Below are 12,513 nucleotides of genomic sequence, written 5' to 3' on the forward strand. Positions count from 1 at the left end.
TGGGATGAGTCGCATGGCGCAAAAAGCACTGACAGAACTGAAAGTCACCGGCATGGGATGCGCGTCCTGTGTGGGCCGTGTCGAGGCTGCGCTGCGTAATGTATCTGGTGTTGATGCGGCCTCGGTCAATTTCGCGACCAAGACGGCGCAGGTGGAATTTGACGGGCCGGTTTCGTCCCTGACTGCGGCGCTGGATGCAGCCGGCTATCCGGCTGAAACAAGTCATGCGGATCTGAGCATCGAGGGCATGAGCTGCGCATCCTGCGTTGGCAAGATCGAGCGCGCGTTGGCGTCCACCGCTGGCGTGATCGAAGCGCAGGTCAATCTGGCAACTCGGACGGCTTCGGTGACTTACGCCACAGCTGCAACTACGCCCGAGGCGCTGGCTCAGGTTGTTACCGGAATTGGATACCCTGCGCGTATCCAAGGCGTTGCCGAACCAGAAAGCCGGGAAGACAATGAAATTCAGCGGCTGGTTCGTTCCACAATACTGGCAGCGGCACTGGCCCTGCCCGTATTCATTCTTGAGATGGGCGGGCACGTGATCCCCGCCTTCCACCATTGGATACAGGCGACCATGGGAACGCAGACGAGCCATTTGATTCAATTTGCCCTGACCTCGGCTCTGCTGATCGGACCGGGTCGTGTGTTTTACCGCAAAGGTATCCCGTCGCTGATGCAGGGCACGCCGGACATGAACGCGTTGGTAGCACTTGGGACCGGCGCGGCTTATCTGTATTCGGTCACGGCCACTTTCGCGCCCGACCTGCTGCCGCAGGGTACGGCCAATGTCTATTTCGAAGCGGCCGCGGTGATCGTGGTTCTGATCCTTCTCGGCCGGTTGATGGAGGCACGCGCCAAAGGCAAAACAGGGGCTGCGATCCGAAAACTGGTGGGTTTGCAACCAAAAACCGCACGGGTCGAACTAGACGGACAGATACAGGACCGGCCAATCGCCGAAATCGTTGTCGGAGATATCCTGCACATCCGCCCCGGCGAGCGTGTACCGGTGGATGCCGAAGTGCTTGAAGGCACCTCTTACGTTGATGAGAGCATGATCACCGGCGAGCCTGAGCCTGTTGGCAAGTCGGTGGGAGCGCCTGTTGTCGGCGGCACCGTGAATGGCACCGGCGCTCTACGGGTAAGCGCCACCCGGGTCGGTGGCGACACGGCTCTGGCACAGATCATTCGTATGGTGCAGCAGGCGCAGGGCGCGAAACTGCCTATTCAGGGGTTGGTGGATCGGATTACCTATCGCTTTGTTCCTGCGGTCATCGCTGTTGCGGTGATCACCGTCGCGCTCTGGCTGATCTTCGGCCCCAGCCCGGCCCTTCCCCTTGCGCTTGTCGCAGGTGTTTCAGTTCTGATCATCGCCTGCCCCTGCGCAATGGGGTTGGCGACCCCAACCTCGATCATGGTGGGCACCGGGCGTGCGGCAGAAATGGGCGTTTTGTTCCGCAAGGGGGATGCGTTGCAACAGCTTCAGCAGGCGCGCGTCGTCGCGTTGGACAAGACCGGAACCCTGACGCTGGGGCGCCCCGAACTGGACAGCGTGACAACGGCTAAGGGGTTTGACCGGGAGGAGGTTCTACGGCTGACCGCAGCCCTTGAGGCAAGGTCGGAACACCCGATCGCTTCCGCCATCACCCGAGCGGGGCCCGCGACACTGCCAGAGGCATCGGATGTCCGTTCGCTTACCGGGCTTGGCCTGCAAGGGTTGGTCGAAGGCCGCGACGTGTTAATCGGGTCGCACCGGTTGATGCAGCAGAGTGGGATCACCCTTGGAGCTCTGACGGATGAGGCCGAAACCCGTGCCGCTCAAGGGGCAACTCCTCTGTTCGTGGCTCTGGATGGGCAGGCGGCGGCCACTTTGTCCGTTTCTGACCCGATCAAGCCCGGCACAGTGGAGGCGCTGGACCGGTTGCACCAAATGGGGCTAACCGTGGCCATGATCACCGGTGACAACGCGCGCACGGCGCAGGCTCTGGCCGACCGGCTGGGGATTGATCATGTCACTGCCGAGGTACTGCCTGATGGCAAGGTAGATGCAATAACGGCTTTGCGGGACCGGTTCGGAGTGCTGGCCTTTGTCGGTGACGGGATCAACGATGCCCCCGCTCTTGCGGCGGCTGATATCGGCATCGCCATCGGTACCGGCACGGATGTGGCCATCGAAACAGCCGACGTTGTCCTCATGTCCGGTGATTTGCGGGGCGTCGCGAATGCGACCGAGATCAGCCGCCGGACAATGAAGAATATTCGCCAGAATTTGGGCTGGGCCTTCGGATACAATGTCCTTCTGATACCGGTGGCTGCCGGTGCGCTGTACCCGTTTGGCGGCTATCTGCTATCCCCTGCACTGGCGGCTGGTGCAATGGCACTGTCGAGCGTTTTTGTGGTCTCGAATGCGCTGCGCCTGCGCCGCATTCGCGCCAGCCTGCCGGAAACATCAGGTACGGCCACCAAAGAGGTGCACGCATGAACATCGGAGATGTTTCCGCCCGCACTGGCCTGCCCGCCAAGACGATCCGGTATTATGAGGACATTAACCTGATCAAACCAATGCGCGACGACAATGGCTATCGCCGGTTTCGCGACCAGGACGTGCATAAGCTGAACTTTCTGGGTCGCGCCCGGGCGCTTGGGTTCACCATCGAGGATTGCCGGACCCTGCTGGCACTCTACGAAGATGAGACCCGTGCCAGTGCCGACGTGAAACAGGTTGCACGCGACCATCTTGTTCAGATCGAAACCAAGATCGCAGACCTGAACGCCATGCGCGATACGCTAAGTCACTTGATCGACGCCTGCGCCGGGGACGACCGGCCCGATTGCCCAATCCTACGAGATCTGGGTGGGAAAGGCTGACTTGGGGTTGCCCTTTGGGCGCAGCTTTGCTTTGTCTTCGCCAGAGATTTCGGTCAGGCCTGTTTCGCTGAAGCCGACCGAACAGCGGAGAGGATCACAAAATGGCAAAAGTCGCGTTCCTTGGCCTTGGTGTCATGGGCTATCCCATGGCCGGACATCTGCAAGCCGCAGGCCATGACGTCACCGTTTACAACCGTACGACTACCAAGGCCGAGGCCTGGGTCGCGCAGCATGGCGGCGCGATGGCGACCACTCCGGAAGACGCCGTCACGGGCGCTGAGTTTGTCATGGCCTGCGTCGGTAATGACGACGACCTTCGCGCGGTTTGCACCGGCGAGGGCGGCGCGTTTCAGGGCATGTCCGACGGGGCCATTTTTGTCGACCACACGACAGTTTCGGCAAAGGTCACGCGCGAACTTTATGCGGCTGGCCAATCTGAGGGTATCGCTTTTGTGGATGCCCCCGTTTCGGGCGGTCAGGCGGGCGCTGAAAACGGCGTTCTCTCAATTATGTGTGGCGGCGATCAGGCAGCTTATGATGCGGCTGAACCGGTGATGAACGTCTATTCCAAAATCTGCCGTCGACTCGGAGCCAGCGGCGCGGGCCAGATGACCAAGATGTGCAACCAGATCGCGATTGCCGGACTGGTTCAGGGTCTCAGTGAAGCATTGCACTTTGCCGAAAAAGCGGGCTTGGACGGAAAGGCCGTTGTTGAGGTGATCAGCCAGGGTGCGGCGGGCAGCTGGCAGATGGCAAACCGGTATGAAACCATGCTGGATGATCAGTTCGAACATGGCTTTGCTGTTGACTGGATGCGCAAGGATCTGGGGATTTGTCTGGATACGGCCAATGAAACCGGTGCGTCTCTGCCGGTGACCGCTCTGGTCGATCAGTTCTACAAGGACGTGCAGAAACTGGGCGGCGGACGATGGGATACGTCATCGCTGTTCAAACGTTTGCGTGCCTTGGATTGAGGGGCCAGGGGGCTGTCTGCCCCCTCTTGTCCCTTTGGGCCAATTCACCCCCGAGGATATTTCCGGCCAGATGAAGAGGATCCCGGATGAGCGGGACGGAGAAAAAAATGAGCGATTTGGTGAACTTCTGGGCAGACGCGCTGCGCCAACACTGGGGGCTGGACGCACGGTTGACCCGGCTGGATGGCGAGTATGACCTAAACTTTCTGGCGCAGGCCAGAAATGGCCAGGACTATGTGCTGAAAGTCATGCGCGCGGGGTGTGACGCGGGCCTGGTAGATCTTCAAATCGAAGCGCTTGCGCATATCGCCTCGGAAGCACCGGGGTTGCCGTTTCCCAAGGTGTTCCCGGCGTTGAACGGCGCAATGTTGCCGGAAATTTCCGATTCCGAAGGGAAATCGCGGCTGGTGTGGTTGCAGGAACGCCTGCCCGGGCGCTGCTATGCACAAGCGAACCCGAAATCCGAAGAGCTGATCCTGAAATTGGGTCGTGTTGTGGGCGCAACAGATCGCGCGCTGGAGGGGTTTCAGCATGAAGCTTTGCACCGCCCAGATTTCAAATGGGACCTGACGCAAGCGAGTTGGATCAATGACAAGCTGGGCGCCATCAGCGATCCCGCGCGTCGGGCGTTGCTTCGGGATATCTGCAACGAATTCACGGCGATCACGGATAGGCTTGAGGGCCTGCCGAAACAGGCCATTCACAACGACGCCAATGATTATAACGTTCTGGTTGAAGGCGAATTGGGCGAGCGGAGGCGGGTTTCCGGCCTGATTGATCTGGGTGACATGTGTGCAGCACCGCGCGTCTGTGACCTTGCGATCGCCGGGGCCTATGTGGTGCTAGATCATGCCAGACCCGAGCGGGCATTAACTGCTCTCATACGGGGGTACCATGCCGCAAACCGACTGCAAGCCGAGGAGATCGACCTGATCTGGCCTCTGCTGCGGATGCGACTGGCAGTATCTGTCCTCAACTCGACCCTGATGGCGGTCGAAAACCCGGACGATCCATATGTGACAATCTCGCAGGCACCTGCGTGGCGGTTTCTTGAGAATGCATCCGTCAACGGCGGACTGATGTCTGCGCGTCTTCGGGCAGCGTGCGGGCTGCCGGTCGTGGACGGCGCAGAACGCATCCATGCGTATCTGCAAGAACATCGCGGCCGGTTTTCCCAACTGTTCGGTCAGGACCTAAGCGATGTTCCTATGGGGTCGTTGTCGGTTGAAAATTGTGTGTGGCCCCAGAACCCTTTCCACATGCCATTGGCCGAGGCCGCACATGTTGGTGAAGAATACGGCGAAGGGCTGTGGCTGGGCTATTACAACGAACCCCGCCTGATCTATGCCGAGCCGGGATTTCGCAAAGGGCCTTGGAAAGCCTCGGATCGGCGAACAGTGCATCTGGCGGTAGATGTGTTTGCACCTGCCGGGACAGTGCTGCATGCGCCAATGAGCGGGCGGGTCGAAGTGGTCGAGAACCGAGATCAGCACCTCGATTACGGTGCGGTGATAATCCTGCACCATGGAACGCCGGATGGCGATCCGTTCTACACGCTCTATGGTCATCTGGACCCGGAATGCTGTGACCGGTTGAAACCCGGCGATCCGGTGGCACAGGGGGCGGCGTTCGCCCGGTTGGGCGACGCCAGCCAGAATGGCGGATGGGCACCGCATGTGCATTTCCAGCTGGCGCTGACAACCAATGGCATGGAGGCGGATTGGCCCGGTGTCGGCGATCCGGATGAGATGGAGTTGTGGCACGCAGTCTGCCCGAACCCGGCGGCCTTACTGAACCTGCCGGATGACAAGGTTTTCTACCAACCCACCGACAAACAGGCGATCCTGCAGGGTCGCCGCGATCACTTTGGCGGCAACCTGTCGCTGACTTATGATGACCCTGTCATGCTCGTACGCGGGTGGAAACATCACCTGTTTGACGAATGGGGCCGCCCCTATCTGGACGCCTATAACAACGTCCCTCATGTGGGTCATGCGCATCCCCGCATTCAAGCTGTAGCGGCGGATCAGTTGAAGCGGATGAACTCGAATACCCGCTACCTGCATCCGGCACAGACAACTTTTGCTGACAAGATCCTGTCCAAACTGCCCGATCACTTCGAGGTCTGCTTCTTCGTCAATTCCGGAACTGAAGCGAACGAACTGGCCCTGCGGCTTGCCCGTGCCCATACCGGCGCCAAGGGGATCGTGACGCCAGACCATGGCTATCACGGCAATACGAATGCGGCTGTGGCGATATCGGCCTACAAGTTCAACAAACCCGGTGGCATCGGGAAAGCCGACTGGGTCGAACTGGTCGAGGTTGCGGACGACTATCGCGGTTCGTTCAAGCGTGACGATGCGGATCGGGCGCAGAAGTTTGCCGATCTTGTGGACCCGGCCATTGCTGCCTTGCAGGACCGGGGTCAGGGTCTGGCCGGGTTCATCGCTGAAACTTTCCCGTCTGTCGGTGGACAGATCATTCCGCCCAAGGGTTACCTGCCTGCGGTTTATGAAAAAATCCGTGCCGCCGGGGGTGTCTGCATTGCAGATGAGGTGCAAACGGGTCTGGGTCGCCTGGGTGAATATTACTTTGGCTTTGAACATCAGGGCGCGCTTCCTGATATCGTGGTGATGGGTAAGCCAATTGGTAACGGGCACCCTCTGGGTGTGCTGGTCACGACGCGGGCGATTGCCGACAGCTTCAATAACGGGATTGAATTCTTCTCGACCTTTGGCGGATCGACGCTGTCTTGCCGGATCGGCAAGGAAGTATTGGATATCGTCGATGACGAGGGCCTGCAGGACAATGCACGTCAGATGGGTGACCGCCTGATGACCGGGCTGCGCCAGATCGAAAGCGACTTTGGTTGTGTTGGCGATGTACGGGGCATGGGGCTGTTTCTGGGTGTTGAGCTGATCAATCCCGACGGAACCGAAGGAACTGAGATTTGCAGCTATGTCAAAAACCGGATGCGCGATCATCGAATTCTGATCGGCAGTGAGGGACCAAGGGACAACATCCTGAAAATCCGCCCACCGCTGACGATTGAGGCCGAGGATGTGGACATGATCCTGTGGGCGCTAACGGACGTGCTGTCCGAGGTCGGTGACTTCTCTCCTGCTCCGGTTTGCGATCACGACCATCACCATGCGGGATGCGGGTGCTGCTGAAGGATTGACCCCGGCGCTTTGCCGGGGTTTGACCGTCCTGCAAGCACAGTCAATGCAAAACGGCAGTGCGGGTATCGTGGCCTGTCGTCGGAATCGCATTTCCCGTTGTCATACGTCAGAGCGTCAGGCCCAGTTCCTCCGACAGGGATGCCAGAGCAGGCGCAAAATCCGGGCGCACGATCAGTGACGCCATCATCATCGCATCTTCGCGTGCCCCTTCAGATGCAGCCGCAACCATTTGGGCAAAACAATTCTCATCCGCGCCCAAACATGCACACCCCAGACCGTGCCTGATTAACGGACGTCGACAATGCGTAGCGCAAAGCGAACACAGACGATCCAGCGTCAGCATGGCGGCACGCCCATAATCTGATCCCAGCGCTATGCGAAAATCGCTCGCGACATCAGCGCGACCCCTTTCGCCCTGACTCCACATCCGCAGATACATCACCGCACCCGCTTCGACTGGATCAAGGTCCGCCAGACGGCCGACCGCGGCACCTCCGCGCATTGAATGCGCGCTCATTTCGTCAGGATCAGTTTACCTGCACGGGTGATGCGCAGGGTATACAATTGGTCGCCCAACTCGATATGTGCCAGGTGGCCACCCTTGGTCAAATCCTCGGCCTTGTGCGCAGGCAGCATCGAGACAGCATAACCTTGGGTTGGGGTCGGGTTCTGTGCATTCATCGGGGGCATCTCCAGAGCGAGTCGGCATGGTGCCATACCTGTTGCGTTTCGTTTGATCTGGCTGACCCGAGAGGGTTGGCTTTCCGTTTCTGACATTAAATCTGATTGTTTTAGTAAGGTAAGTCAAGCGCTGTTTCAAATCAGGTGTCATTGAGCCGATTGCGCCCCTGAAAACGACGGGTTAAGACTTGGGACAAGTAATGAAAGGCAAGCAAAACGTGACCGCAGCAGTTGTTTTTGATCTGGATGGAACGTTGGTCGACAGCGTCGGGGACCTGGCAGCAGCGGCCAATAAAACGCTGAATGGCGTCGGTCACGATCCTATACCCGTTGATGTGGTCAGAGGGTTTGTTGGCAATGGCCTTCCCAAACTGGTCGAGCGCCTGATGCGACACTGTGATTTGCCCATGGATCGCCACGCGGAACTCACACAACAGACACTGAAGCATTATAATGCGGCCGTCAGTGCAACGACCGTGCCTTATCCCGGAGTTCCCGAAGCCCTGGAAAAACTGAAACAGATGGGGTGCGTTCTTGGTATCTGCACCAACAAACCCGAAGCACCCGCACGTCACGTGCTGGAGGCGCTCAACCTATCCCGGTTCTTCGACGTTGTTTTCGGCGGTGATACATTGCCAATTCGCAAACCGGATCCGGGCCACCTGCTGGAAAGCTTCAAAGCACTTGGGACCTCGGGCACACGCTTGTATGTCGGCGACAGCGAAGTCGATGCAGAAACAGCTGTAAACGCCAGGATACCGTTTCTGTTGTTCACGGAAGGGTACCGCAAAACCCCGGTGGCCAGTATACCGCACACCGTTGCGTACAGTGCGTCCGAAACACTGCCGACACTCGTAACCAAATTGATCCAAAACTAAGTACGTTCACACGATGTCAGTTATCAAACGAATGGCTTGGGCTTTCGCGAACCCCTAAAAGTTAAGAGGGGCCGGTCGAGGGGGTGTGACCAGCCCCTCATCGGGGAAAGTATATACCGTGTTTGTGTGTGGTAAGTACGGTAAGTCATGTGTACCCCCGATCGGCAGCCAGCGAAATTGGGGGATTCCCGTAGTTCGGCGAAAATAACTGTAAGACTGGAAAAAACAGCAATTCAGGCCACCCAATTTACCTGTGAAAATTTGCCTATAAGATGGCTTGACGGTTCGAACATTCAGTTCGCAAGCTGAATGCGGGTGAAAGGTAACCCATGGAAAAACAGGCCAGAAATCAGAGAGCGGCGCATCTGCAAGTCCTGCAGGGCATTCTGCCTTTTGACTGTGCGCGCCTTCCGGCGGAAATGCTGGCTGGTCTGAGTTTTGCCTGTCTCGCGATCCCCGAAGTCATGGGTTACACCAAAATCGCCGGCACACCGGTCATGTCCGGGCTGTATACAATCCTGATTCCCATGGCTCTGTTTGCGCTGTTCGGCTCGTCCCGACACCTTGTTGTCGGTGCCGATTCGGCGACAGCAGCCATCACCGCCTCGGGGCTGGCGGGCTTGGCGGTGTCCGGAACCTCCGAGTATCTGGCACTTGCGTCCTTGCTGGCACTTATGGCTGCCATGCTTTTGATAGGTGCGCGTGTCATAGGACTAGGGTTTCTGGCCGATTTCCTGTCCAGAACGGTATTGGTCGGCTTTCTGACCGGCGTAGGCATTCAGGTTGCGACAGGTCAAATCCCCGGATTGTTGGGCATCGAATCCGCTGGGCACGGAACACTTGCGAGATTGAAGGACGTTTATTTCAACATATCCAACATCAACTGGCCAACCGTGATTGTCTCATCAGCCGTGCTGGGCATTGTCCTAGGATGCACAAGACTGTCGCGCAAAATCCCGGGGCCATTGGTTGCCATAGTCGGGGTGGTCCTGTGCAGTTGGGCCTTTTCATTCGGCACTTCCGGAATCTCGGTGTTGGGAGAGGTTGCCGGCGGTTTGCCCTCCTTCTCGATCCCGGACGTGCAGTGGAGCTGGACCTTGTTCAAACAACTGCTTCCCACGGCCCTGTCCATCTTCGTTGTCATTCTGGCACAAAGCGCAGCCACATCGCGGGCATACGCCTCAAGATATGATGAGACATTCAACGAAAACACGGACCTGATCGGACTGGGTCTTGCAAATTTCGGGGCTGCATTCATGGGAACATTTGTGGTCAATGGCAGCCCCACAAAGACCGAGATGGTCACCAGCGCCGGAGGGCGCAGCCAGGTAGCGCAGCTGACAACAGTGGTAATAGTTCTGTTGGTTATCCTGTTTCTGACCAAGCCTTTAGCCTATCTCCCCACAGCAGCACTGTCGGCCATCGTTTTCCTGATCGGTCTCAAGCTGATCGACCTGCACGGAATGGCAACAATTTACAGGCAGGCCCGGTCCGAGTTCTGGGTTGCCACGGCAACTGCCACCGTGGTCGTTCTGGTTGGGGTCGAGCAAGGCGTCATTTTTGCCATGGTCCTGTCTCTGGTCGACCACACGCGCAGGGGATATCACCCAAAGAATTCGGTAGTATTGCGCACCGAGTCCGGTGGCTGGCGTTCAAAGGGATTGGAAGCGCCAAACCAGTTCGAACCCGGTCTGGTAATCTACCGGTTTTCACACGGTATGTACTACGCGAACATGCAGATTTTCACCGAGGAAGTGACAACAATCGTTCAGAACGCAGACGGCAAACTGACATGGTTCTGCATCGACGCCTCGGCAATTGACGTTGTCGATTTCACAGCCGGGTTCACTTTGTGCAGTATCGCCAATTTCCTGCGATCCAAGAGGATACGGCTGGTTTTCACGCTGGTCGAGCCAGATGTGAAAGCCGAGCTGGATCGCTACGGCATCACAGAACTGATTGGTGAAACTGCGTTTTATGAAAACGGCAAAGCCCTGCTGGATGCCTATCACACGCGCCCAAATCCCATGTGACCGTTAATCACCTGCAGCTTCACGCCCTGGACATCTTCCCGTTCCTCGGATTGAAAGAGTTGGCCGGATCGCGGCATTTGTAATGCGCAGCCAAATCGGGTTTGGCTTTGTACATGTGCCCCACATATTTTTCGGCAGAATTTTCCGCACCGCACTCGTCAAACAGGGCCAGCATTGCCGCCTTCAGCGCGCTCGGTCGCGTGCCCCTATCGGGTAGTCCGGTTTGTTTGTTAGTGCATCGTGGGCCTCTGGTCTATCGGGACGATGCTTTCGGGCGCAGGCGGGCAGGAGCCCAACGCGCTGTGCGGCCTGACGGTGTTGTAGTGGATACGAGATTGCTCGATCAGAGTTTGCGCCTCCTTTAGGCTTTAGAAGATTTCGCCGTTGAGCAGCTCGTCCCGGAACCGGGCGTTGAAGCTTTCGCAATGACTGTTCTCCTAGGGTGATCCCGGTTCGATGTAAGCCGTCTTCGCCCCGACAGCTGCAATCCACTCCCGCACCTTCTGGGCGATAAATTCCGGCCCATTGTCGGATCTTATGAATGCCGGCGGGCTGCGGAGGATGAACAGGTCAGTCAATGCATTCAGCACATCTGTTGAGTTGAGCTTACGATCGACGCGGATCATCAGCGCCTCGCTGGTGTATTCGTCAATGATGTTCAGCGTCCGATACACGCCCACGCCAGTCAGAACCCATACCACTGGATAGCCAGCCAACAACTCCGAAGGGGTCCAACACAACCAGTTTGCCCGCAAAAAGGTTCGGTTTCCCTTGCGGTTCTTTCGAAAACCCTGCGTCAGATATCTTGACCGGGCGGTTCCAAAAGACCGCCGGGTTCTAACAATGCCCGCTCTGACAGCCATGGGTTAAGTTCTAGCGCCTCGGCAAGGGCAGAGCGCGCGTCGTCAAGGCGCTTCAGACCCAACAATGACAAGGCGCGACCGCTCAGCGCACCTATGTGGTTCGGCGACAACTCGATCGTGACATTCAGATCCTGCAAGGCAGCAGCGAAGTCTTGTCTGAGATAGTTCACAAATGCGCGCTGATTGTAGCCTTCGGCGTAGTTCGGGCAGTAATCGACAAGCTGGTCAAGCTCTTCCAACGCGCCCAGTAAATCCCAAGCCTCCCGCCGTGCCATTCCCCGGTCCAGCAAGCCTTGCGCACGCGCATCCGGCGCGTCCGTCCAAAGCTCCCACATCTGGTTGGAAATGGCGCGCGCATCATTTTGCGATTCTGCCTTCTGAACCTGATTGATTAGCGCATCCACACCTTCTGAATGATCCGGAGCATCAGGGCAGGACTGGGCGTGCGCCGCACAAGACAAGGCAACAACAGAAAGAGCAGAGAGGAAAGCGTGTGTCATGTACCAAGGATGGCTCGTAATCCTGATCCGTCAAGCCTGATGCTCGAACCCACCCAAACTGCCGGCTTCCTTAACCGCCTCCATCGCCACAAAGGTCGAGGTGCTGGCGACATGCGGCATGGATGAAATCTTTTCGGCCAGAACACGACGATACTCTGACATCGTGGCTGTGCGGACCTTCAACAAATAGTCGAAATTCGAAGCAATCATATGGGCTTGCTCGACCTCGGCAGTTTTTCGGACAGCCGCATTGAACTCGGCCAGTGCCTTTTCGCGGGTATCGGTCAGGCGCACTTCGACAAAGGCAACGTGGTCCAGCCCCAGTCTGATCGGATCCAGCATCGCCCGGTATCCTTTGATCACCCCGCTTGCTTCAAGCCGTTTCAGGCGCGCCTGTGTCGGTGATTTCGACAGACCAATTTCGCGCGCAAGATCGGCGACCGAAATGCGCCCATCCTCGGCCAGAATTCTCAGAATCGACCGGTCAAACCGGTCCAGGTCAGGAAAGTTCATTTGTGCTGCTCTCTGGCGAAA

The 12,513-nt window shown here is 57.8% G+C and carries 9 protein-coding genes and 3 pseudogenes; 6 read left to right on the forward strand and 6 right to left on the reverse strand.

Features of this window, described 5'->3' with window-relative positions:
- Positions 1-13 precede the first annotated feature (13 nt).
- The 4 genes and pseudogenes from AC2FNC_RS10330 (at position 14) to AC2FNC_RS10345 (ending at position 7,015) form a co-directional block, all read left to right on the forward strand.
- Positions 14-2,482, forward strand: a complete 2,469-nt coding sequence (locus AC2FNC_RS10330; RefSeq protein WP_496715255.1) for a heavy metal translocating P-type ATPase — start codon at positions 14-16, stop codon at positions 2,480-2,482.
- Entirely contained in the window at positions 2,479-2,868 is a 390-nt protein-coding gene (gene cueR / locus AC2FNC_RS10335; protein WP_209504709.1) for a Cu(I)-responsive transcriptional regulator, read from the forward strand. The genes AC2FNC_RS10330 and cueR overlap by 4 nt, the downstream gene beginning before the upstream one ends.
- Before the next feature lie 95 nt (positions 2,869-2,963).
- Positions 2,964-3,842, forward strand: a pseudogene (locus AC2FNC_RS10340) (NAD(P)-dependent oxidoreductase); the annotation flags it as partial.
- Positions 3,843-3,949: 107 nt separating this feature from the next.
- On the forward strand, positions 3,950-7,015 hold the full coding sequence (locus AC2FNC_RS10345) for an aminotransferase class III-fold pyridoxal phosphate-dependent enzyme (RefSeq protein WP_496715258.1): 3,066 nt from the start codon (positions 3,950-3,952) through the stop codon (positions 7,013-7,015).
- 115 nt (positions 7,016-7,130) lie between these two features.
- Here AC2FNC_RS10345 and AC2FNC_RS10350 read toward each other — a convergent pair whose 3' ends face one another.
- Positions 7,131-7,541 (reverse strand): hypothetical protein, encoded by a 411-nt coding sequence (locus tag AC2FNC_RS10350; protein WP_496715260.1) that lies wholly within the window; start codon positions 7,539-7,541, stop codon positions 7,131-7,133.
- Positions 7,538-7,705: a hemin uptake protein HemP gene (gene hemP, locus AC2FNC_RS10355; RefSeq protein ID WP_480554139.1), complete on the reverse strand. Its 168-nt coding sequence runs from the start codon at positions 7,703-7,705 to the stop codon at positions 7,538-7,540. The genes AC2FNC_RS10350 and hemP overlap by 4 nt, the downstream gene beginning before the upstream one ends.
- A gap of 200 nt (positions 7,706-7,905) precedes the next feature.
- On the opposite strand from hemP, the gene gph reads away from it, so the two are divergent.
- Together gph and AC2FNC_RS10365 are read left to right on the forward strand one after the other, a co-directional pair.
- On the forward strand, positions 7,906-8,583 hold the full coding sequence (gene gph / locus AC2FNC_RS10360) for a phosphoglycolate phosphatase (protein ID WP_496715262.1): 678 nt from the start codon (positions 7,906-7,908) through the stop codon (positions 8,581-8,583).
- A gap of 329 nt (positions 8,584-8,912) precedes the next feature.
- Entirely contained in the window at positions 8,913-10,616 is a 1,704-nt protein-coding gene (locus tag AC2FNC_RS10365; protein WP_496715264.1) for a SulP family inorganic anion transporter, read from the forward strand.
- A gap of 19 nt (positions 10,617-10,635) precedes the next feature.
- On the opposite strand, the pseudogene AC2FNC_RS10370 reads toward AC2FNC_RS10365, so the two are convergent.
- From AC2FNC_RS10370 to AC2FNC_RS10385, 4 genes and pseudogenes are all read right to left on the reverse strand, one after another.
- Positions 10,636-10,812 (reverse strand): annotated as a pseudogene (locus AC2FNC_RS10370) (D-lactate dehydrogenase); the annotation flags it as partial.
- A gap of 34 nt (positions 10,813-10,846) precedes the next feature.
- Positions 10,847-11,293, reverse strand: a pseudogene (locus tag AC2FNC_RS10375) (integrase core domain-containing protein); the annotation flags it as partial.
- 119 nt (positions 11,294-11,412) lie between these two features.
- Positions 11,413-11,979 carry a tetratricopeptide repeat protein gene (locus AC2FNC_RS10380; protein ID WP_496715266.1) on the reverse strand — a complete coding sequence of 189 codons (567 nt, stop codon included), beginning with the start codon at positions 11,977-11,979 and terminating at the stop codon, positions 11,413-11,415.
- Between the two features lie 30 nt (positions 11,980-12,009).
- Positions 12,010-12,492 carry an Lrp/AsnC family transcriptional regulator gene (locus AC2FNC_RS10385; RefSeq protein WP_480475581.1) on the reverse strand — a complete coding sequence of 161 codons (483 nt, stop codon included), beginning with the start codon at positions 12,490-12,492 and terminating at the stop codon, positions 12,010-12,012.
- Positions 12,493-12,513 lie beyond the last annotated feature (21 nt).

It is taken from the genome of Ruegeria sp. BHSA123, from assembly GCF_059613425.1.

Coding starts and splice junctions, on each gene's coding strand:
- AC2FNC_RS10330 (WP_496715255.1), top strand. CDS start 14: ATGGCGCAAAAAGCACTGACAGAACTGAAAGTCACCGGCATGGGATGC.
- cueR (WP_209504709.1), top strand. CDS start 2,479: ATGAACATCGGAGATGTTTCCGCCCGCACTGGCCTGCCCGCCAAGACG.
- AC2FNC_RS10345 (WP_496715258.1), top strand. CDS start 3,950: ATGAGCGATTTGGTGAACTTCTGGGCAGACGCGCTGCGCCAACACTGG.
- AC2FNC_RS10350 (WP_496715260.1), bottom strand. CDS start 7,541: ATGAGCGCGCATTCAATGCGCGGAGGTGCCGCGGTCGGCCGTCTGGCG.
- hemP (WP_480554139.1), bottom strand. CDS start 7,705: ATGAATGCACAGAACCCGACCCCAACCCAAGGTTATGCTGTCTCGATG.
- gph (WP_496715262.1), top strand. CDS start 7,906: ATGAAAGGCAAGCAAAACGTGACCGCAGCAGTTGTTTTTGATCTGGAT.
- AC2FNC_RS10365 (WP_496715264.1), top strand. CDS start 8,913: ATGGAAAAACAGGCCAGAAATCAGAGAGCGGCGCATCTGCAAGTCCTG.
- AC2FNC_RS10380 (WP_496715266.1), bottom strand. CDS start 11,979: ATGACACACGCTTTCCTCTCTGCTCTTTCTGTTGTTGCCTTGTCTTGT.
- AC2FNC_RS10385 (WP_480475581.1), bottom strand. CDS start 12,492: ATGAACTTTCCTGACCTGGACCGGTTTGACCGGTCGATTCTGAGAATT.